Source organism: Corallococcus carmarthensis, assembly GCF_003611695.1.
GTDB classification, from domain to species: Bacteria; Myxococcota; Myxococcia; order Myxococcales; family Myxococcaceae; genus Corallococcus; species Corallococcus carmarthensis.
In genome coordinates this window covers 1-20,538 of record NZ_RAWE01000186.1, presented here as the reverse complement: position 1 = coordinate 20,538, position 20,538 = coordinate 1, and the positions used below count along the sequence as shown (strand labels likewise).

At 72.4% G+C, this 20,538-nt stretch carries 14 protein-coding genes; 4 read left to right on the top strand and 10 right to left on the bottom strand.

Annotated elements, in window-relative coordinates:
- The first annotated feature begins 181 nt into the window (after positions 1 to 181).
- Genes D7X32_RS33595 through D7X32_RS33580 form a run of 4 tightly spaced genes read left to right on the top strand, consistent with a single transcriptional unit; the run spans position 182 to position 4,857 of the window.
- On the top strand, positions 182 to 1,156 hold the full coding sequence (locus tag D7X32_RS33595; protein WP_120606660.1) for a COX15/CtaA family protein: 975 nt from the start codon (positions 182 to 184) through the stop codon (positions 1,154 to 1,156).
- Positions 1,157 to 1,178: 22 nt separating this feature from the next.
- Positions 1,179 to 3,014: a glycosyltransferase family 39 protein gene (locus tag D7X32_RS33590; RefSeq protein ID WP_120606657.1), complete on the top strand. Its 1,836-nt coding sequence runs from the start codon at positions 1,179 to 1,181 to the stop codon at positions 3,012 to 3,014.
- A gap of 3 nt (positions 3,015 to 3,017) precedes the next feature.
- Positions 3,018 to 4,073 carry a glycosyltransferase family 2 protein gene (locus tag D7X32_RS33585; RefSeq protein WP_120606656.1) on the top strand — a complete coding sequence of 352 codons (1,056 nt, stop codon included), beginning with the start codon at positions 3,018 to 3,020 and terminating at the stop codon, positions 4,071 to 4,073.
- The gene (locus D7X32_RS33580) at positions 4,054 to 4,857 is read left to right on the top strand and encodes a class I SAM-dependent methyltransferase (RefSeq protein ID WP_120606655.1); all 804 of its coding nucleotides are present in this window, start codon (positions 4,054 to 4,056) and stop codon (positions 4,855 to 4,857) included. Before D7X32_RS33585 ends, D7X32_RS33580 begins: the two co-directional genes overlap by 20 nt.
- A gap of 10 nt (positions 4,858 to 4,867) precedes the next feature.
- On the opposite strand, the gene D7X32_RS33575 is transcribed toward D7X32_RS33580, so the two are convergent.
- The 10 genes from D7X32_RS33575 to D7X32_RS33530 form a co-directional block, all read right to left on the bottom strand.
- Positions 4,868 to 6,355 carry an ABC transporter permease/substrate-binding protein gene (locus tag D7X32_RS33575; RefSeq protein WP_120606654.1) on the bottom strand — a complete coding sequence of 496 codons (1,488 nt, stop codon included), beginning with the start codon at positions 6,353 to 6,355 and terminating at the stop codon, positions 4,868 to 4,870.
- Positions 6,355 to 7,104: an ATP-binding cassette domain-containing protein gene (locus D7X32_RS33570; protein ID WP_120606659.1), complete on the bottom strand. Its 750-nt coding sequence runs from the start codon at positions 7,102 to 7,104 to the stop codon at positions 6,355 to 6,357. The genes D7X32_RS33575 and D7X32_RS33570 overlap by 1 nt, the downstream gene beginning before the upstream one ends.
- Before the next feature lie 15 nt (positions 7,105 to 7,119).
- The gene (locus D7X32_RS33565) at positions 7,120 to 8,100 is read right to left on the bottom strand and encodes a hypothetical protein (RefSeq protein ID WP_120606653.1); all 981 of its coding nucleotides are present in this window, start codon (positions 8,098 to 8,100) and stop codon (positions 7,120 to 7,122) included.
- A 79-nt stretch (positions 8,101 to 8,179) separates the two neighbouring features.
- Positions 8,180 to 8,857 carry a DUF4142 domain-containing protein gene (locus tag D7X32_RS33560; protein WP_120606652.1) on the bottom strand — a complete coding sequence of 226 codons (678 nt, stop codon included), beginning with the start codon at positions 8,855 to 8,857 and terminating at the stop codon, positions 8,180 to 8,182.
- Positions 8,858 to 8,987: 130 nt separating this feature from the next.
- Positions 8,988 to 10,019, bottom strand: coding sequence for a hypothetical protein (locus tag D7X32_RS33555; protein ID WP_120606651.1), 1,032 nt, complete (start codon positions 10,017 to 10,019; stop codon positions 8,988 to 8,990).
- 141 nt (positions 10,020 to 10,160) lie between these two features.
- On the bottom strand, positions 10,161 to 12,488 hold the full coding sequence (locus tag D7X32_RS33550) for a hypothetical protein (protein WP_120606650.1): 2,328 nt from the start codon (positions 12,486 to 12,488) through the stop codon (positions 10,161 to 10,163).
- A gap of 3 nt (positions 12,489 to 12,491) precedes the next feature.
- Positions 12,492 to 17,210, bottom strand: coding sequence for an alpha-2-macroglobulin family protein (locus tag D7X32_RS33545; RefSeq protein WP_120606649.1), 4,719 nt, complete (start codon positions 17,208 to 17,210; stop codon positions 12,492 to 12,494).
- Entirely contained in the window at positions 17,207 to 18,814 is a 1,608-nt protein-coding gene (locus D7X32_RS33540) for a hypothetical protein (RefSeq protein ID WP_167506541.1), read from the bottom strand. Before D7X32_RS33540 ends, D7X32_RS33545 begins: the two co-directional genes overlap by 4 nt.
- Positions 18,811 to 19,509, bottom strand: a complete 699-nt coding sequence (locus tag D7X32_RS33535; RefSeq protein WP_120606647.1) for a DUF1175 family protein — start codon at positions 19,507 to 19,509, stop codon at positions 18,811 to 18,813. The genes D7X32_RS33540 and D7X32_RS33535 overlap by 4 nt, the downstream gene beginning before the upstream one ends.
- 30 nt (positions 19,510 to 19,539) lie before the next feature.
- Positions 19,540 to 20,448: a DUF2135 domain-containing protein gene (locus D7X32_RS33530; RefSeq protein ID WP_120606658.1), complete on the bottom strand. Its 909-nt coding sequence runs from the start codon at positions 20,446 to 20,448 to the stop codon at positions 19,540 to 19,542.
- Positions 20,449 to 20,538: the final 90 nt, after the last annotated feature.

Genomic DNA, 20,538 nt, shown 5'->3' with positions numbered 1-20,538 from the left:
GGGAGGCAGGGGGCGCTTCGCGGTCTCGGGGCACGGGGTGACGCTAACAACTTCTCCCTGCCTTGGGGACTGGCGCGGGCCGCCCCATAAGCCCAGGTGTTGAGCCATTGGCGCGCGGCGGGCAGGCGGACTCGGGCGCGCGGTGGTCCCCTGGAAGGGGATGCGGTACTGGGAGGGCACGATGACCCTTCCCACCGCCGCGACCCGCCGCTTCCAGTGGTTCAGCCAGGGCGTGCTCCTCTACAGCCTGGGCGTCATCCTCTGGGGCGCGTTCGTGCGCGCCACCGGCTCCGGCGCGGGCTGCGGCGACCACTGGCCCGTCTGCAACGGCGAGGTGCTGCCGCGCGCGCCCTCGCTCCAGACCCTCATCGAGTACACGCACCGGCTCACCAGCGGCCTGGCCACGGTGCTCGCCGTCGTCCTCTACGTGTGGGGCCGGCGCGAGTTCCCCAAGGGCCATCCCGGCCGGCGCGCGGCGTTCTGGGCGCTGGTGTTCATGCTCACCGAAGGTCTGGTGGGCGCGGGCATCGTGCTGCTCAAGTACGTGGCGCAGGACGCGCGCCTGGGCCGCGCGGTGTGGATGGGCGTGCACCTGACCAACACCTTCCTCCTGGTGGGCGCGCAGACGCTGGTCGTGTGGGCCTCCCGGGGCCGCGCGCGCATGGCGCTGCGAGGCCAGGGCACGGTGGGCGCGGTGCTGGGCTTCAGCGTGGCCGGCATGCTGGTGCTGGGCGTCAGCGGCGCGGTGGCCGCGCTGGGCGACACGCTGTTCCCCGCCGTCAGCCTCACGCACGGCTTCGAGCAGGACCTGTCGGAAGCGGCGCACGTGCTGCTGCGCCTGCGCGTGTTCCATCCCCTCATCGCGGTGGGCATGGGCGCGCTGCTGGTGTTCGGTGGCCGCCAGGTGGCGCGGCTGCGGCCTTCGCCGGACGTGCGGCGGGCGTCCACGCTGCTCACCGGCGTGTACGTGGCGCAGCTGGGCGCGGGCGTCATCAACCTGGTGCTGCTGGCGCCCGTGACGATGCAGCTGGTGCACCTGCTGCTCGCGGACTGCGTGTGGATGTGCGTGGTGCGGCTGTGCGCGGCGGGGCTCGCGGAGGACGCGCCGCGCCTGGAGCCCGCCGCCGAGCCTGCTTCCCGCGTGGAGCCGGTATAGGCTCCGCGTGCCCGCCCCCCTCATGACGACCCCTCCACCCCTGACCGAGCGCCTGGATGGCTTCCTCGTCCTCCACCGCCGCCGCGTCCTGGGCGGCCTGCTGCTCCTGGCGGTGTTCCTGCGGTTGATGGTGGGGATGGAGCTTTCGGGCGGGCCGCTGGTCCGCATTCCGGAGCTCGTCCCGGCCTCCGACAACGCCTTCTTCGTCACGTGGTCCCAGCACCTGGCGGAGGAGGACTGGCTGCAGCGGCAGCCGCTCCATCCGATGCCGCCCTGGATGCGGAAGGTCGCCAGCCAGGTGATGCGCGAGCATCCCGACGTCCCCGTGCGGTTGGGCCTGGCCGGAGACACGTCGTACGACCGGCCCGCCATGGGCGTCCGCCTGTGGGACCACTGGCTGGGCGGGGCCACATACTTCCAGGAACCCCTCTATCCCTATCTGCTGGCGGTCACCCGCGTCGTGGCTGGTCCCGGCACGTGGGCTGTCTTCGCCTGGCAGGGCCTTCTGGGCGTGGCGATGCTGTGGCTCGTCTACCTCGTGGGGCGGCGGCTGATGGGAGAGACGGTGGGCGTCATCGCGGCGCTGCTGGGCCTGGGGTACGCGCCGTTCATCGTCCACGAGTTCGCCCTGCTGCGTGACTCCCTCATCGTGTTCGCCACGCTGGCGCTGCTCTGGGCGCTGCTGGAGGCCCTGGAGCGGGGCGGCTGGCGCTGGGCGCTGTTCGGCGCGCTCTGCGGCGGCGCCATCCTGTTGAAGGTGCCCTTCCTCTTCTTCGCGCTCCTGGCGTTCGCGGGGGCGCTGCTGTCGCGCCGCGGCGGACCGCGCGACGTGGGGCTGGCCCTGGGCTGCATGGTGCTGGCGATGCTGCCCGCCCTCGTGCGCAATGCCCTGGTGGGCGTGCCGCTGTTCCGGTTCAACGGATCCGGAAACGCCATGCTGGCCATCTTCCACGTGAAGGATGCGCTGCCCGCCCAATTCCTCATCAGCAAGGACTACGCGAGCATCCTCGCCCAGGAGGACGGGCACCTGCTCCCCTCGCTGGTAGCGGCCATCCAGACCCATGGTTCGCTGACGCATTACCTCCTGCTCTGCGTGATGAAGCTCGTCTCCCTGGTCCACGGGGAGGAGATGCCCAACAACGTGGACGTGAACCTCTTCTTCCAGGCGTGCGGCCTCCTGCGGGCGATGCCGGTCTCCTTCTGGCTGCTGGCGTTCCTGGGCGCGGTGGGGCTCATGGCCACCGCCCGGCAGTGGCGGCGGGTCTGGCCGCTCTACATCGCCGTCGCGGCGGGCGTGCCCACCATCCTGCTGGCGTCGATGATCTCCCGCTATCGCCTGCCGATCACCGCGGCAATGCTGCCGCTGTCGGCGGCGGGGCTGCTGGCCCTGGGAGAATGGGCAAGAGCCCGCCGCTGGGGCGCGCTGGCGGCGACGGGCCCCCTGGCGCTGCTGTACATCCCCTGGGCCGTGCGCGAGCACGTGATGCCAGGCGCGGAACCCTCGGACGCCCAATACCGGCGCCTGGGCCGGCTATCGATGGACCTGGACCCGGAGTTCGCCGCGCTCCACTTCCGCGAATGCCTGCAGCGCAACGCGGAGCTCACGGATTGCAGCCTGGGATGGGGGCAGGCCCTGCTGCTGCAGGAACGGCCTCAAGAAGCCATTCCCTTGCTGGAAGGCATCGTTCATCGCGTGCCGGCCGCGGACCCCCACCTGGCACTCGGCCAAGCCTACCTGATGGTGGGACGGACCGCGGAGGGCCTGGCCTCGCTGCGCGAGGCGGCGGAGCTCTCGGCACCGGACTCCCCTGTCCGGCGGACCTCGGAGCAGCTCCTGAAGGCCCACGGAGGCCCCTGACACATGCACCGGCTCGACCTGCCTCCCGGCCCACCCTCCGTCGACGCGCGAACGGCCGCCAGCGCGTCCCGCGACGCGACCGACCTGACGCTCGACATCGTCATCCCCGTGTACAACGAGGAGGAGATGCTGGACCTGCTGCTCGGGCGGCTGGCCCAGGTCTTCGCGCCCGAGGTGCTCGCGCGCCAGGGCGTGGCGTCCGTGCGGTTCATCCTGGTGGATGACGGCAGCCGCGACGCGACCGCGCGGCTGCTCGCCGAACGCATCCGGGGCGGCTTGCAGGCGCGGCTCATCCGGTTGTCTCGCAACTTCGGACACCAGGGCGCGGTGTGCGCGGGGTTGGACCACGCGGACGCGGACCTGGTGTCGGTGATGGACGCGGACCTCCAGGATCCACCGGAGGTGGTCTGGGACATGCTGGCCGCGTGGCGCCAGGGCGCGGACGTCGCCTTCGGGCGGCGGCGGCGGCGGCAGGGCAACGTGCTCAAACGGCTGGGCTACTGGGGCTTCTACCGACTGGTGGCGTTCCTCTCCGAAATCAACCTGCCGCTGGACACCGGGGACTTCTGCCTGATGGACCGGGGCGTGGTGTCCGCGCTGCGCCAGCTGCCGGAGAACCTGCGCTTCTCCCGGGGCCTCCGGGCCTGGGTGGGCTTCCAGCAGGTGGCGGTGCCCTTCGACCGGCCAGCGCGCGCGGCGGGCGAGCCCAAGTACACCTGGAGCAAGCTGTACCGGCTGGCCACCGACGGCATCGCGTCCATGAGCACGCGGCCCCTACAGGCGGCCCAGCTGGCCAGCTTCCTCTTCGGCGTGCTCACGCTGCTCTTCCTGTTCCTGCTGGTGGGCTTCTCACGCCACCTGGACGTGCCGCGTCCCTTCCTCTTCGCCTACGTGCTCATCGCCACCGGCAACGCGGTGCTGGCGTTCTGCCTCTACATCCTGGGGGCGTACGTGGGCCGTACGTACCTGGAGGTGAAGGGCCGTCCCCCCTATGTCGTGATGGAGCGGGTGGAACCCCGCGCGCGCCAGGAGAATCCCCATGTCCCTCCCGTTCCCTGAGTCCGCCGCCCCGGTGGAGATGCTGTCGCGCCCCACCTCCGCGGAGCCCTTCCCCGACGAGTGGTACGACGAGTCCTCCGCGGATCACTTCTGGTTCACCTGGCGGCTGCGCGCGCTGCATCGCCTGATGAAGGACGTGGACCTGCCCACGCAGGCCCCGTTGCGGGCGCTGGACATCGGTTCGGGCTCCGGCGTGCTCGCGCGCCAGTTGGAGGACACCACCGCGTGGACGGTGGACGCCACCGACCTCAACCTGGGCGCGCTGCAGCGGTGCGCGCCGCGCCGGGGGCGGACGCTCTACTACGACGTCACCGAGGAGCGGCCCGAGCTGCGGGGCACCTATGACGTGGCCATCCTCTTCGACGTCATCGAGCACGTGCCCCAGCCGCGCCCCCTGCTGGAGTCCGCGCTGCGGCACCTGAAGCCCGGCGGGTGGCTGCTCATCAACGTGCCCGCGCTGCCCGTGCTCTTCAGCCGCTATGACGTCGTCGCGGGCCACGTGCGGCGCTACACGCGCGACAGCCTGGCGCGCGAGCTGGACGGCCTGCCGCTCTCCTCGCAGGCCCTGCGCTACTGGGGCCTCTCCCTGGTGCCCGCGCTGCTCGCGCGCAAGGCGCTGATGCCCACCCAGGACTCGGACCAGAAGCGGGTCATCGAGCGAGGCTTCGTGCCCCCATCCAAGCTGGTGGACGGAGCGCTGCGGGTGCTGATGCACGCGGAGACGCGCCTGTCCGCGCGGCCGGTGCTGGGGACGTCCGTGCTGTACGCGGGCCGCGTGCCCTGACGACGCCGGGCTAACCGCGCAGGCCGCGGGGCACCAGCACGCGCGCCACCGCCTCGAAGAGGCCGCTGACCGCGAGCGCGAGCACCGCCGCGGGCACCGCGCCCTCCAGGATGAGCCCCACGTCGTCCAGGCGGATGCCGGTGAGGATGGGCTGGCCGTAGCCGCCCGCGCCCACCAGCGCGCCCAGCGTGGCGGTGCCCACGTTGATGACCGCCGCCGTCTGGATGCCCGCGAGGATGGACGCCGCCGCCATGGGCAGCTCGATGCGCCACAGCCTCGCGCCGGACGGCAGGCCCAGCGCCTCCGCGGACTCGCGCACCTCCCACGGGATGCCCTGGAGGCCCGCCGCCGTGTTCCGCACGATGGGCAGCAGGCTGTAGAGGAACAGCGCCGCGATGGCCGGCTTCGAGCCGATGCCCAGCAGCGGAATCATGAACACCAGCAGCGCCAGCGACGGCACCGTCTGGATGACGCTGGACAGCCCCAGCACGCCCTGCCCCAGGCGCGGACGGCGCGCGGCCACCACGCCCAACGGGATGGCCAGCGCGATGGCCGCCATCAGCGACAGCCCCACGAGGAACAGGTGTTCGCGCGTGCGCTGCCAGACGCGCACGCCCCGCCCGTCCGTGCGCACCTCCGTCGTCAGGCCCAGCGACGCCTGGAGGAAGTCCGACGCCACCTGGGCTTCCGGCACGTGCTCCAGCCGCGCGCGGGCGTTGAGTTGCACCATCTTCGCTTCCGTCAGCGCGCCCTCCAGCCGGCGCATCGCCTGGACGGCCCGGGGCGCGCGCGTCTCCAGGTCCGCGCGGTAGAGGAGCACGGCGTCATACGCGGGGAAGTGGCGCCGGTCGTCCTCCAGCACGCGCAGCCCGTAGGCGGCGATCTCCGCGTCCGTGGAGTACAGGTCCGTGAGCTGGATGGCGCCGCTCTCCAGGCCCCGGTAGGCCAGGTCGTGGTCCAGGCCGCGCACGTCGCGCTGGGGCAGGCCGTACGCGTCGCGCAGCGCGGGCCAGCCGTCGCCCCGCTGCATGAACTCGTTGCTGAAGCCCACGCGCAGCTCCGGGTGCGTTTTCAAATCCGAGATGCGGCGGATGCCCAACCGTTGAGCCTCCGCTTCCTTCATGCCCAGCGCGTAGGTGTTGTTGAAGCCCAGCGGCGCGCTCATCCGCAGGCCCTCGTCCGCGAGCGCCTTCCGCAGCGCCGCGTCGTCCGGCAGCGCGCGGCCCACGAGCAGCTCCTGGCGCAGCGTGCCGGTGTACTCGGGATAGACGTCCAGTTCGCCCCGGCGCAGCGCTTCCCACAGCACCGTGGTGCCGCCCAGCTCGCGCCGGTGCGAGGCCCGTGCACCGGCGTCCTTCGCCACCTGCGTCACCATCTCCCCGAGGATGACGGACTCGGTGAACTTCTTGGAGCCGACGCGCACCTCGGGCCCCGCGCCGTCGGCGCTCTCGCACGCGACGCCGAACAGCAGCAGCAATGCCAGCGACAGCGCGCGCATCACCCGGACCTCCGCAGGGGCAGCGGGCGCTGCGCCTGGATGAAGCGCGTGACGAACGGATCCGCGGGGCGCGCTGTCAGGTCGTCCAGCGTGCCCTGCTGCACCACCTGGCCCTCGCGCATCAGCACGATGGTGTCCCCCAGGTAGGCCGCTTCCGCCAGGTCGTGGGTGACGAGCACCACCGTCTTGCCCAGCCGCTCGAAGATGCCGCGCAGGTCCGTCTGGAGGTCATGGCGCACCAGCGGATCCAACGCGCCCAGGGGTTCGTCCAGGAGCAGCACGTCCGGGTCCAGCATCAGCGCGCGCATCAGCGCCACGCGCTGCCGCTGGCCTCCGGAGAGTTCGCTGGGGAAGCGCTCCAGCGCCTCCGCCGGGAAGCGCGTCAGGTCCATCAACTGCGCCAATCGCTCGCGGATCCGCGCCTCCGGCCAGCGCAGGTGCCGCGCCATCAGCGTGACGTTCCGCGCGCCGGTGAGGTGCGGGAACAGGCCACCCCCCTGGAGCGCGTAGCCCACGCGGCGGCGTACGGCGAGCAGTGCGTCCTCATGCTCCGGCAAGGGCTTCTCGTCGAAGAGCACGCGACCCGTGTCGGGCCGGAGCAGTCCGTTGAGCAACCGCAGCAGCGTGGACTTCCCGCAGCCACTGGGACCGATGAGCACCGTGGTGGCGCCCTTGGGCAGATTCAGACTCAGCGGGTGCAATGCCTGCGCGGTACCGAAGCGCTTGGACACCCCTTCCAGGAGGAACACGGACGCCACGTCCCTTCAGCGAGGAGCGAACACGCCGTTGCAGGCGGTTGGAAAAGGGAAGGATTCACTCGCGGGAAGGCTGCACGCCGCGAACAGGCCCCAGCCCCTCCGGTCCACGCCGCCGGCCCAGACCTGGACGTCGCCGCCGCCGTCCGGAGCGGGCGCGGTGAAGCGGAGGCAGCGCGTGGCCAGGCCCTCCACGTAGCAGTCGCGCACCTCCACCGGACCGGCGCCCGGGAGCGCGTCGCGCAGCTCCTCCACGCTCCGGTCGCGCCAGCGCTCCACCTGGGCCGCGCCTGGCTGCACCGGCTGGAAGACGCTCCAGGAGAAGGTGGCCGCGGCGCAGCGGATCCTCCCCGCGCGCGTCGTCGAGTCCGCGAGCTCGCAGCCCTCCGGCATGTACAGCACCCGCCACGGCAAGTAGGGCGGCGTGACGAGGGAAGACTGCGACAGCGTGTCGCCTTCGGGGTTGCCCCGCGTGGCCAGGTACGCGAACAACTCCAGGCACCGGCCCAGGCCCGCGCGGACGTCGTCGCGCGCCACGCAGCCCAGTTGCCGCACGCGGCCCGCGGCGGGCGTCACCGCCGTGACGTAGCCACCCACCGGGCAGGGCGCTCCGCCGTTCGCACCGGAGCACTGTTCGAAGCGCAGGGACGGGTGCGGCTGTCCCGCGAGCGGCAGCGCTCCCCGGGCCTCCGTGAGCGCCGGGCCCAGCCGCGCATGGACGCGGGCGCGCCCGGATTCCACGGCCTGCGCCTCGCTCAGGCCGGGCTGTTCGTGCAGCCACACGGAGAGCGCGCCGCAGCGGTACATGCGCGACGTGGCGCTGTCCGGGACGGGGATGCAGCCGTCGAAGAGGGTGCGCGCGTCGTCGACGAAGGGGCCCGCGGGCGTCACGCCCACGGACGGGACCGCGGGGGCCACCGGCACGGTCGCCTGACACGCGCCCAGCAGCGCCCCGAGTGCCACCCCCACCGCCGCCAGTGCCGTGCGCATCCGCGAGGGATTAGGCGCCGGACCCGGCCGAGTCAACCGGCCCGTCGGTCCGACGCCCACCGCACTACACACGCGGGCACTACTTCTTCATCTGCTTCTCGAGCTCCTTCGCCTGCGTCTCGTTGCCGCTGACGGTGGTCTCCGTGTCGCTCAGGAGCGCCAGGAAGCTGGCGTCGTTCTTGTACTCCTTGCGGCCCTCCTTGAGGATCTCCTTGCCCTTCTTCTGGTCATCCGTGATGCGCGTCAGGAAGGCCTTGTCGAACTCGGGGCCCTGCTTCGCCTGGAGCTTGGTGATCTCCGCGTTCGTCTCATCGATGGCCTTGCCCAGCTTCTCGCCGGAGCCCTCCATCTTCTTGTTGTAGCCCTCCTGCACGCCGGAGCCGCCCGTGCCCTGCGCCTCGGACGTCTGGTTGCTGTCGCTGAGCGCGCTGATCTCCATCTTCTTGTTCTGGGCCCAGGTGCGCAGCGATTCCTGGCTCTTCTCGTGGTCCTCGCGCAGCTTGGTGGCGAACTCCTTCACGCGCGGATCCGACGCCTGCTCCTCCCCGAGCCGCGCCAGCTTGATCTGGCGGTTGTTGAAGACGGCCAGCTTGCCCACGTACTGCACGCGCTTGCCGGCCGCCTCCCCCACGGCCTTGCCCTGCTCCATGGACTGCTTGTCCTGCTTGGACTCGTCGTTGGCGTGGGCCGCGAAACCCATCAGCCCCGTCACGACCGCCGCCGTCACCGCCTGCGCCTTCCAATTCGTCTTGCCCATGGTCCCAGCCTCCCCCGCCTCCGCGGATGCACGATTGACGGGAGCAAGGTGTGGACGCGGAAGCCGGTTGCCAGGGCCGCCTGGCTGAGCGCCCCACCCCCGGGCACGAGACCCGCGGGATGAAAGCGCGTCACTCCACGGACAACAGGCCGCGCACCACCGCGCCGCGCCCCTGTGCCGTGGCCTGGGCCCAGCCGCGCAGCAGCGCCAGCACCTCCGAGGAGAAGCCAGGCGTGTCGAGCAGCGTGACGGTGGTGGCCGTCCCGCCCGTCTGCGCCTGTTCGAAGCGCGCGGTGAGCCAGCAGGCCCCGGCGCTCCCGCCCTCGGGCACCGTGCGCGACACCTCCAGCTCCAGCAGCGCGGACGGGGACAGCCACCCTTCCGCCCAGCGCAACCGCCGCTCCAGCAGCGCGCTCAACGACTCACTCGCGGCCGTGGCCTCCAGCGACAGGGGCACGCCGGCTCCGGACGGAGGGGACGGCAGGTACACCTCGCGCAGGAAGGGCGGCTCGCGGGTCAGCGCGTGCGCCGTCGCGCGCAGCCACAGACGGCAGTCGCGCAGCACGTCCGCCGTGGGTGCCTCGAAGGGGGGCAACGGGTGGCGCGTCGCGGACCGGCGGCTGCCCTTGCGGTCCGCCTCCACCTCCACGAAGGGGGACACGCGCGCGCGGCCCTCCACTTCACCGTCCACCTCCAATCCCAGCCGCTCCACCCGCGCGCCCCGGCCCAGGCCGCGCCACAGGTCCACGAAGGCCGCCGCCAGCGGCGCCGCGTTCGCGACCGAGTACGGCCGCCACTCCACGCGCTGACACACCACACGCGCCGACGGCACCCGCGCACCCGGTGGCCCAAGGCCCAGCGTCAGGTCCTCGCCGCCCACCGCCACGCGCGCGGCCAGCACGTGCCGCACGGGGCCCTCCAGCAGCCACACCTGGAGGGCGCCTCGGGGCACCGCGCCCTCCACGTAGCGCGCGCCCAGGAGCCACAGCTCGCCCTGGATGAGCACGTCCTCCCCCCGGGGCGCGTGCAGGTTCGGCTTCGAGTCCTGACAGCCCAGGACCCAGGCCCCGCGTCCCTCCTGGACCCAGCGCACCCGAAGGCCCTCCGGCAACGCCTCCAACGCGCGCCGGGTGGACTCCACCTCGCTCATTCCCTCCGCCATTGGGCCCCTCGCACCAAACAGCGCTACGGTATTCTTCCGTGATAGCTGTGATTAGGGGGCGGTGTCAGCACGTTTTTCGTGGTTTCCCGAGTGGGTAATGGGAAACCCCGTGGGTCTGGGTGGGGGCGTGTGTCAGGGGACTCAGCGGGTGGGAGGCCGGGGGCCCCGGGCTCCAAAGGCGCGTTCCAGGAGGGCATCGCTGGAGAGGCCGGGACTGGCCTTGGCGGCTTCGACGTCCAGGCCCTCGCCGTGGCCACGGCCCTGGCCTTCGAAGAGGACCTGGGGTCCGTCGAAGGAGGCGCGCTGGGGGCAGGAGGGGAGCTGGAGCCCGGCGCGCAGCGTGTCGCACGGCAGGGAGCGCGCGTCCTCGTAGGGAGCGGCGGGGGTGCCTTCGGTGCGCAGGTAGCGCACGCGGCCGGACTCGAAGCGCAGGGAGACGAGGTTCGTGCCCAGCAGGGCTTCCACCTGCGCGCGGGAGCGGACTTCGCTCCACGGGGTGGCGCCGCCCTGCGAGAAGGTGAGCCAGGCGTCCCACTTCAGCGGCGGAAGCTGGAGGGCGCGGGACTCTTCCGGGCGGATGCGCACGGTGCCCCGGAAGGCCTGGCAGTGGGTGGTGTCGCAGAGAGCGCGGCCGGGGTGGCGGGTGCCGGCGTGACGCTCGTTGTGGGCGGCCACGCGGGCCAGCGCGACGCGGGCTTCACCCTGGAGCGTGACGTCCTCGGCGGCGACGACGCCGGCGGTGTACTGCACGCGCGTGGTGAGGAAGACCAAGTCGGAGCCGCGCCGGGCCTTGAGCGCGCTGGGCGTGGTGGGCACGCCGGGCGGCGGTCGGTATGGCGGCGGCGTGGACCAGGTGAAGACGCCCGCGTAGTCGCGGCCTCCGTCGGGCCCGTCCGGGAAGCGCACGCGCCAGGGGCTGCCCAGGCAGACGGCGGGGCCCTTCGAGGTGAGCGAGTCCAGGCGCGAGAAGTCCGGTGGCGCGGCGCGAGGGGTGCCGTCCTCCAGTGAGAAGCCCGCGCCCGCGCAGCGGGCCTCCACGGTGTTGGAGGGCAGCAGGCCGAGCACCTGCACGCGCGCGGCCTCCAGTCCCGCCTGCCGGCGCACGCGGGCGAGGAGCGCGGGGAGCTCATCCACGAAGTGCCGGGGCATCTTGCCGGGCCGCATGATGACGGCGACGAGGTCCGCGTCCACGGCGGCGATCCATCCAAACTGGGGGCGGCTCGCGGCGTCGCGCACCGTGCCTGTCTTGGTGGCCACGCCCTTGAGGGCCTTCGACGTGGACAGGCCGCTGAGCGTGCCTTCATCCACGTTGCCGGTGAGGAGCGCGAGCACGTCCGGCCGCGCCTCCGCGAGCAGCCGGTACGCCTGCGCCATGCCCCACGGGGACAGGCCGTGCGCGGAGCGAAGTCCGATGGCCTCCGTCATGTCCGAGGGCAGGCCGGTGAGGCCCACGGCGGACAGCACGGGCCCCCAGACACCCAAGGCCTTCGGCGCTCGGCCCGTGGCCTCCCAGTCCAGGAACCACCCGTTGCACGAGCGCAGGAGCGCAATCCGCGCATCCACCATCGAAGGCAGATCCGCGCCACAGGCCCACTCCTGCACGCCCCGGCGCGGCGCGAGCAGCGGAGGCGCGCTTGTGTCCGCGACGAGCGAGGTGCCCGATGCTCCAGCGTCGCCGCTGTCACGACGCGACGGAGCACCCGCGCCCTCTCGCGCGACCACGGTCCCCGCCGCGTACAGGAACGGCTTGAGCGTGGAGCCATAGGGCACCGCGCGGCGCACGTCGCCTTCCGCGAGCAGCACCTCTCCCGAGTGCCGGCTCACCACCACCGTGGCTGCTTCGGGCGCGAGCACCGCCACATCCGCCAGCTCCTCCACCGTCAGGGGTGCCGCCCACCGAGTTCCGTCATGACACTGGCGCAGCCTGCGCGTCAGCGCGGCGGGAAAACCCGTGTGCTCCCCGAGGATGCGGGCCAGTCCCCTCCTCGCGCGCGGCGTGTCCACCGCCGGTGCGCTGGCCACCTCCTTCGCGGCGCTCGACAGGGATTGATAGGGCCCATCACGCCACGCGGACAGCTCACCGCTCACCGTCAGCGCGAAGGCCTCGTGGAAGAGCCGGTCCTCGCTGGACGCGGGACAGGCCCACCACAGCAACTGATGCGCCAGCTCATGCCGCAGCGCCGTGCGCGTCCTCGCGTCCAGCACGCCGGGCGTGTTCTGCCGCAGCTCCACGACACCGGGCCGGCCCTGCGCGTTGCGCTCGGGCGGCAGCGCCGTGCCCTTCTGGAGCGTCACGGAGGCGGGGGCCCTCGTGGGAAGGCCACCCGCCTGCGCCGCGTACTGCGTTTCCAATGACGTCCAGGCGGCCTGGGCCTCGCGGCGCAGGTCCGCCTCGGGCGTCACATCCCCCCGGGTGACGAAGGTGGGCGAAGCCGACAACAGCACGGCGACGGCGACGGCCCACCCCATGGGCTACAGGTCACTCACGGACGTCTTCGAGGGCACCACCTTCAACACGTCCGACGCCGTGCGGCCCCGGATGCGCGCTGAATACATGTCCTCGATGGTCGCGGGCGGCGCCGCGAACGTGCCCGCGAACTGCGCGCGCATCACGTAGCCCACCGTGCGCGGGCTGTCGCTCCACCACGCCGGCTCCTCGAAGAAGAACGTCGCGTGCGAGGGGTCCAGCTGCCGGCGCTTGAGCGCCTCCGGCGCCAGCGGCAGCGAGTGCGGCGGCCCACGGAAGGCCTTGTCCTCCTGGAGCGGGACGAAGCCCGCCGGCACCGCGTCCTCCACCACGTAGTACGCCGAGCGCGCCCGGTTCTCCCCGCGCGCGTCCAGCGTCAGCTCCACGTAGACCTCTTCGCCCTGTGTCACCTGCGCGCCCGCGTCCAGCTTCACCTTCCCGCCCTCGCGCAGCACGTAGTACGCGCGCTCGACGGACATCCCGTTCACGCGCGACCGCACGTCCTTGAGCGGCGTCGTCGCGGCGGCGCGCAGCGTGGCCACGCCGTCGAAGCCGCCCACGTCCACCGTGCGAGTCCCCGCCGGCAGCGTGGCGACCAGGCCCATGCCGCGCGGTGAGAACTTCACCGGCGCCGAAGCGCCCTTCACTTCCGGCGGCGCCATGCCCTTGAACGCCTTCGCGTCACGCTCCACCAGCCAGAGCGAGTGCAACAGCGCCGTGCTCCGGTCGAAGGTGGACAGGCCCGGCTCGCTCAACATCTCCAGGATGCGCTTGCGCGCGCGCGTGACGTCCAGCGACCCGAACGACGCCGCGTGCGCGGTGATGGCGGTGAGGCCCACGCGCCGCAGCGGGAAGCGGTAGAACGACTCGGACGTCATCTCCGCGTCGCCCCTGAGGCCCGCGAGCTTCGCGAAGCCCTCGTTGCTCTCCTTCACCAACCCCTGGATGCGCTCCTGGAGGCCGGGCTCCTTCATCACGCCCGCCTTCTCCGCGGCCAGCACCGCGAGCGCCAGCGGATACAACTCCCCCGGCTTCGCGGCCTCCACCAGCGCGCGCACCCGCGCCGCCTGACGCGGGCCCTGGAGGCGCGCCAGCACGTAGGCGCGCGTCGCCTCGTACTCCGGCGACAGGCCCTCCTGCGCCTCCAGCCACTTCGCGCTCTCCGCGATGCGCGCGTCGTCGCGGTCCACCAAACCCGCCTCGGACGCGTACGCCAGGCCGTCCAGCGCGATGAGCGTGAGCGGCAGGCTGGGCTCGCTGTAACCGCCGAACCACGTGAAGCCGCCGCCCTTCACCGCGAGCCCCAGGATGCGGGCCGTGCCCTGCACGGAGCGGCTGCGCGCCTCCGCCAGCAGCGACTGCGACTCAGGGTCCAGCTTGTCCAGCGCGCCCGCCTTCTGGAGCACCTGGTACACCGCCACGTTGGGCACCGTCGTGGACACCAGCTGCTCCAGGCATCCATACGGATACGTGAGCAGCTCGCGCACGTTGGTGAGCGCCGCGTCCACCGTGGACGGCTGGAGCACCAGCTCCACGCGCGTCAGCGCCGACGCCTCCGGGGCCTCCAACGACAGCGCCCCGCCGCCCCACGCGCTCACCTGCACCGGGTCCTCCACCGCGGCCGGCGCCACGTCGAAGCGCTTCAGGTCGCGCAGCGGATCCTTGCCACCCGTCACGTCCACCGCGAGCTGCGCCGGGCCCGTCTTCGCCGCGTGCAGCGTCACCGGCACCACCTGCTCGCCGCCCTCGCCCAGCTCCACCTTGCGCTGGACCGCGTCCGCCTGGAGCGCGCCGCCCGGCTGCAACCGCACGTCCAGCACCTGGCTGCCCTTGGACTTCGAACCCGCGGCCAGCCGCACCGACGCGAGCGCCTCGTCGCCCTCGCGCAGGAACTGCGGCAGCGCCGCGTAGAGGTTCAATCCGCCGCGCGTGGCGAACTCCGCCGTGCTCTCGCCGAAGCGGCCGGACGTGTCCGCCGCCACCGCCGTCACCACCCACAGCGTCTGGTTGGAGGGCAGCGTGAAGCGCACGGTCGCGCGTCCGTCCCGGTCCGTCACCACCGCCGGGTCCCAGTGCGCCGTGTCCTTCTCCAGGTCCTTCGCACTGCGGGTGGGCGGCTTGATGGACGCGAACGCATGGTCGGGCAGTCCCGCCAGCTTGCGCGCCAGCTGCTCGCCGTAGCCGTAGCCCTGGAACTCCGCCGAGTAGAAGCTCGTCACGTTGTCGCGCGCCGGCGGATAGAAGAAGTCCAGCACGCCGGGGCGGAACTCGGACTGGATGGCGTAGACGGCCTTGTCCACCACGCCCACGGACAGCTGCGCGGACACGCCGTTGCCGTCGCTGTCGGTGACGCGCACGTCGATGGCCTGCTCCGTGAGCGGCAGCGCCTCCGCGCGGCGCGGCTGCAACGCCACCGTGAGCGTGCGCTCCTTGGGCACCACGCGGAACGCCACCGTGCGCTCCTCCCAGCGGCCCGTCGCCGTGGGGTACGCCACGGACGCGTACACCGCGCTGCCGAAGCGCTTCTCCACTGGGAAGGAGTGCACCAGCGTGCGGCCCTTCAGCGGTACCACCGTGGTGCCGTACAGGTTCGCGCCCGTCAGCGTCACCCACACGGGCCCCGCGTCCCGGCCGCCCTGGCCCCAGCCATCCGGCATCAGCGCCACCAGCTTCGCGCTGTCCCCCGGCGCCAGCGTGCCGGACAGCGACGCGAGCGTGAGGTTGGGCACCTGCGCCACGGGCTCGTCCGCGCCGCCGATGACGAGCAGCGACTCCTCGCCCGTCCACGTCTCGCCCTTCTTGTCCTTCACCGTCACCTGCGCGAGCACCGTGCCCACGTCGGAGGTGGGCACCTTCTGGCGCGACGTGCCGTCCTGCTGCGTGGTGAAGGTCTGCGTGCCCAGCGGCTTCTCGCTGCCGTCCGCGCGGCGCAGCACGAAGGCCACCTCGCCCGTCGTCACACCATACGGCTTGCCGGACAGCGTGGTGGCGCGCACGGACAGCTGCGCGTCGGAGCCCTTCTGCACCACCGCGTCCGAGTACCGCGCCACGCCCATCACCTCCACCTTCGACAGGAAGAAGGCGGCGGTGCCGTTGGCGAACGTCTCCTGATCATCCCGCGCGCGCACGGTGAGGCTGTAGCGGTACGGCAGCCGCTCCTCGCCCGGCTTGAGCGCGGGCACGGCGACCTCCACCTGCGCTTCGCCGTCCGCGTCGAACTCGCTCGCGGTGGACCACGGGTCGTCCGTGGCCGCGCGCTCCGCGACGGACGAGTACAGACGCTCCGGCACGCTCAGCTTGCCCTCGCTGCTGGCGGCGGTGCCGTACGTCACCGCGCTGCCCTGCCCGCCGCGGCCGGAGTCGTCCACCCACGCGGGCGCGTCCAGCAGGCTGCGGTAGAGGAACACCTCGTACTTCGCGCCCTTGGGCACGCCGCCCGCGTAGCGGCGCGCGCGCACCGTCACGCTCACCGTCTGGCCGGGCACCACCGTCTCCGACGCCGGCTGCACCTCCAGGTAGAACGTGGGCTTCACGTAGTCCTGCACGCGCGCCTCGCCCTGGTAGGGGTGCGTGTCCAGGTCCGCCTCGATGCGCAGCACGCCCGTGCCCAGGTCGTCCGGCACCTTCATCGTGCCGTTGAACGCGCCGAACTCATCCACCGACGCGCGCGTGATGATCTCGCGGCCTTCCTGCGACACCAGCTTCACGCGCACGTCGCGCTTCTTCGGCGTGAAGAGCCGCGCGAGGAACGTGTCCGGCTGCCGGACCAGGCCGCGGAACTTCACCTCGTTGCCCGGCTTGTAGATGGGCCGGTCGCTGTAGATGAACACGTCCGGCGCCACCGCCAGCGTGGAGTAGAAGTCCGTGTCCACGATGGCCGTGTCCTTCCCGGCCGTCACCGTCGCGATGATGCGCGGCTCCGTCACCGCCAGCGTCACCTCGCCCTTGTCATCCGTCGTGCCCGAGGGGCCCTTGCCCGTGGGCAGGTACACCTGCACCTGCGCTCCCGCGCGCGGCTGCTGGTCGCGTCCCGCCGCGCGCACCAGCACCTGGCCGTCGGTCTGCTTGAGCTGCACGGTGACGTCGCTGACGACGAGCACCACCTGCCCCTCCACCCGGCCCTGCACCAGCTGGAGCACGTACGTGCCCGCGGGCAGCGGCGCGAGCAGCACGCGGCGCTCCTGGAAGCCGCTGCTGCTGTCACCCGTGTCGAAGCCCGGCACGTTGAAGTCCCGGTTCGCGCCGCCCAGGTCCAGGTTGAGCCACTGGCTGCGCACCACGGTGAAGCCCGGCGGCGTGCCCACCAGCTTCTCCGGCCCTTCCGCCACCTTCGCCAGCGGCTCACCGGACGACGACGACTCTGGCGGCTTCGGCAGCGCCGCGCCCACCTCCTGGCGGAAGTCGGGCGACAGCGCCTCCATCAGCACGAGGCCCGGCGAGCGCACCGCGTTGAGGCCCCGGCTCAGACCGCGGCCCGGGTTGAGCAGCGTGGGCGGCGTCTCGTACGCGCGCCGCAGGTCGCCCTGCGCGCGGATGAACGCGTCCAGGTTCGCGGGCTGGAGCACGCGCAACTCGACGGGGCCCTTGTCCTCGAAGGCGACGTCCACCGCCACCGGCTCGCCACTGCCGTAGGAGCGCGGGACGGTGATGTAGAGCGGCTTGGCCAGCGCCACGCCAGACAACAGGAGCGCGGCCAGGGCCGCGAAACGCAGGGAGGTCTTCATGTCCCGAACCCTTCCGACAGCATGACGTAGCCCTGCACGTTGCCGCGGAAGCCCAGGTACGGCAGGGCCTCCAGGTCGCGGCGGGCCGCTTCGATTTCAGGAGGTGCCGCCTTGGGCAGCGGAGAGGAGCGGTCCACCCGCGCCTCGGACGTGTAGCCGTCCATCGCGAGCCCGCTGAGCAGCCGCCCCGTGTTGATGCCCAGCACCACCGTGGAGGGCGCGCGCAGCCCCGACACCACCGGGCCCGCGGCGTTGAGCATGTTGGGCGCGCGGCCTTCACATGCCTTCTGGAGCCGCTCCACTTCCTGCGGGCTCGTGGCCAGCACCACGTGCTTGCACAGCGTGGCGCGCGTCAGCGTCCGCGCGCCGCCGGAGAACAGCGAGGAGAGTCCGTCCGCGTCCTTCTCATCGCCCCACAGGAGCGCCAGCTCCGGCTCCAGCGACGTGCTGCCGCGCGGCGTCCACACCAGGGCCACCTGGCGCGTGCGCGTCCGGGGCTTGCCCTCGTTCTTCCAGAAGGCATTGAGCTGGGCGGGCTCCAGCGACTCCGGCAGCGTGAGCTGGAACGCGAACAGCACCGGCGTGTCCTCGGGCACCAGCTTCAGCAGGTCGTCGGAGAGGGGCTTGCCGTCGGAGGCCATCGCGTCCGGGCGGAGCTTCCCCGCGATGCCCTTCGCCACCAGCCGGTCGCCGTCCACGCGCAGTTGCAGCCGCGTGTTCTCGCCCAGGCCCAGCACGTGGGTGAAGAGCTGTGCCTCACGGCCGTAGGCGTTCGGGTCGAAGCCCACCTCCACGTCCACGCCGTCGTCCGCCTCCAGCTCCGGCAGCGGCGTGCACAGGGCCTGGAGCACCACCACCGGGTGCCGCGAGAGCACCAGCCGGTCCGCGGTGCGCGCGGCCCACACCGTCTGCTCCGCGACGAGCCAGCGCGACAGGTGGAAGCCGCCGTCGGGGGCCTTCTCCGCCATGCTGGCGGGGCAGCTCTCCGCGAGCATCTCGCCGCGCTTCGCCACGGCGTCCAGCGCATCCCACGCGGCCTGCGACGTCTTGTTCGCCTTGGGGACGATGAGCGCGGGCGTGCCCACGCGCGCGTCACCGCTGAACCACACGGTGCGGAAGGGCGTGTCGAGCAACTGCCCCGCGACGACATCCAGCACCGCGCCCTTGAAGGACGCCTTGAGGTCGGTGCCGGTGGAGCCCAGGAACGCGGCCCAGCCGCTCACGAAGCCCTGGCCCAGCGGCTTGTCCCACTGCGCCTTCAGCCACGCGTTGCGCACCAGCGCGTCGCGCACCTTCGCGGGCGCGTGCACGTCCACCCAGATGGCGGCGGTGGCGCCAGCGCCGGGCACCTCCATCTTGGTGGGCTCCGAGGGCACTTCCGGCATGCCCTCCACGGTGGCGCCCGCGGACGGCGGGCCCTTGGCTTCTCCAGAGGAGAAGGCGGGGCCGGAGCTGCTTCCACCGCCACTGCCCCGGCGGCCGAGGACGAAGGCCCCCACGCCCACGCCCACGACGAGGGCGCCGATGAGCGCGATGCGCACGGCGGACGAGGGGCCCTTGCCTCCGCCTCCAGCGGGGGGCGGCGGGCTCACGGGAGACGTCATGACATCCACTCCTTGAAGCGGAAGAAGCCGAGGAAGGCGGCGTTGGCCGGCACGGGGCGCCACTCCAGCGGCGCCTCGGTAGCGAGTGAATCCAGGATGCCGGTGCGCACGCGCGCGCCGGCCTCACCGGGGTGGTAGACGACGCGCGCGGGTGCGTGGGCGCGGTCCTCCGGTTGCACCACGAGCATCAGGTGGAAGACGGGCCCCGCGTCGTGCTCCTGGCGGAAGGCGACCACGTCTCCGGTGCGAAGCTGTTCGCGCGCGTCCGCGCCCCGGCCCAGCGGGACGAAGCTGCGGCTGATCAACGACTCCGCGTCCGCGAAGTCGGAAGGCCCGCCGCGAGCGTCCTGCCACAGCGGAGAGGCGAGCCGCTCCGCGGCCACGCGCCGGTAGGCCGTGCGGTACGCGTAGCGGATGAGGCCCGCGCAATCGCGCTGCGCGGGCTGCCACGCCGCGTCCGGGGCCTTCACCTGCGCGAGCGCCACCTGCGCGACCTCACGGCGGAGCAGCCGCGCGCGCGTCTCCGGAGAGACAGGCTCCGCGGCGATGACCGCATCCTCACGCGCGGTGGACGCGGGAGGCCGGGCGCGAGCCTCCGCGGGGGAACGCGCCGCGGTGCCCCGTGTGGACACGGGGGCCGTTCCGGACGGAGCCGGGCCAGCGTGCAACAGCAGCGTGAGCATCAGGACGCGCATGGCGGGGCCGGGCCGGGAGCGCCGGTCGCTTCAGTAGCCTTCTTCTCCGCCGCCGCTTTCGCCGTCACCACTCTTCTGGAGCTCCTTGACCGCCTCCTCCAGGTTCGTGGGCCAGCCCTTCCCCTTCGGCTTCGGATCCGCGGACGGCACGTACACCTCCGCCTGCCCGTCGCCCAGGATGTTCACCCACGCGAGCACGCGCGTCGTGCCGGGCGTCGCCAGCGGGATGCGCACGCGGCGGCGGACCTCGCCCGGCGTGCCCTCGAAGAGCGCCAGGTTGAGCGTGGCCACCGTGTGCGCCTTGTCGCCGCTGGGCCAGTAGTTCGTCGCCACCAGGTACACGCCCTTCGGTGGCGCGCGGTGGATGTAGAGGTACGGGCCGTATGCCGGCTGGTCGAAGTCGCCGCCCTGCTCGTTGAGGAAGAACGTGCCGCCGGACGGGCTCTCCGTGTTCGCCCAGTACACGTGCGCCATCGACGTCACGTCCAGCGTGTCGTCCGCGCTGCTCGCGTCCGTGGGCTCGTAGATGTGCAGGTCCGTGTAGACGCCGTCCGTGTCGCTCGTGAGGATGGCCTTGAGCGGCACCGGAGGCACCTGCGCGTAGCTCGTCGCCTGCGTGCGCGCCGTGCCGCCCTTGTTGGTGGCCATCACCGTCACGACGTTCTTCCCGCTGGCCGCGGGGAACTTGCGGCTGAAGCGCCCCCCTTGCGTGCGCATCAGGTAGCGGTCGCCGTTGATGGACACGACCACCGGATCCACCGTGGCGTCGCTCACCGTGCCTTCGATGAGCATCATCCGGTCCACCGTCCACCCGCCGGACGGCGCGCTCAACACCACCGTGGGGACCTTGTCACCCCGGCCAATGGGCACACCCTGCTGGCGAGCGGAGACCGGCGGCGCCGTCTGCGTCAGCAGCCCGGCGAGAAGAACGGAGAGCATCATGGGGCTTGGAGCCTGAAGGTGGGGTGCGCGAACCGCGTGTCCGCGAAAAGACACAGCGTGCGGCAAGGCCCCGCCCATTATCAAGCC

Coding starts and splice junctions, on each gene's coding strand:
- D7X32_RS33550 (WP_120606650.1), bottom strand. CDS start 12,488: ATGGGGTGGGCCGTCGCCGTCGCCGTGCTGTTGTCGGCTTCGCCCACC.
- D7X32_RS33560 (WP_120606652.1), bottom strand. CDS start 8,857: ATGGGCAAGACGAATTGGAAGGCGCAGGCGGTGACGGCGGCGGTCGTG.
- D7X32_RS33595 (WP_120606660.1), top strand. CDS start 182: ATGACCCTTCCCACCGCCGCGACCCGCCGCTTCCAGTGGTTCAGCCAG.
- D7X32_RS33590 (WP_120606657.1), top strand. CDS start 1,179: ATGACGACCCCTCCACCCCTGACCGAGCGCCTGGATGGCTTCCTCGTC.
- D7X32_RS33575 (WP_120606654.1), bottom strand. CDS start 6,355: ATGCGCGCGCTGTCGCTGGCATTGCTGCTGCTGTTCGGCGTCGCGTGC.
- D7X32_RS33565 (WP_120606653.1), bottom strand. CDS start 8,100: ATGCGCACGGCACTGGCGGCGGTGGGGGTGGCACTCGGGGCGCTGCTG.
- D7X32_RS33545 (WP_120606649.1), bottom strand. CDS start 17,210: ATGAAGACCTCCCTGCGTTTCGCGGCCCTGGCCGCGCTCCTGTTGTCT.
- D7X32_RS33540 (WP_167506541.1), bottom strand. CDS start 18,814: ATGACGTCTCCCGTGAGCCCGCCGCCCCCCGCTGGAGGCGGAGGCAAG.
- D7X32_RS33555 (WP_120606651.1), bottom strand. CDS start 10,019: ATGGCGGAGGGAATGAGCGAGGTGGAGTCCACCCGGCGCGCGTTGGAG.
- D7X32_RS33530 (WP_120606658.1), bottom strand. CDS start 20,448: ATGCTCTCCGTTCTTCTCGCCGGGCTGCTGACGCAGACGGCGCCGCCG.
- D7X32_RS33585 (WP_120606656.1), top strand. CDS start 3,018: ATGCACCGGCTCGACCTGCCTCCCGGCCCACCCTCCGTCGACGCGCGA.
- D7X32_RS33580 (WP_120606655.1), top strand. CDS start 4,054: ATGTCCCTCCCGTTCCCTGAGTCCGCCGCCCCGGTGGAGATGCTGTCG.
- D7X32_RS33535 (WP_120606647.1), bottom strand. CDS start 19,509: ATGCGCGTCCTGATGCTCACGCTGCTGTTGCACGCTGGCCCGGCTCCG.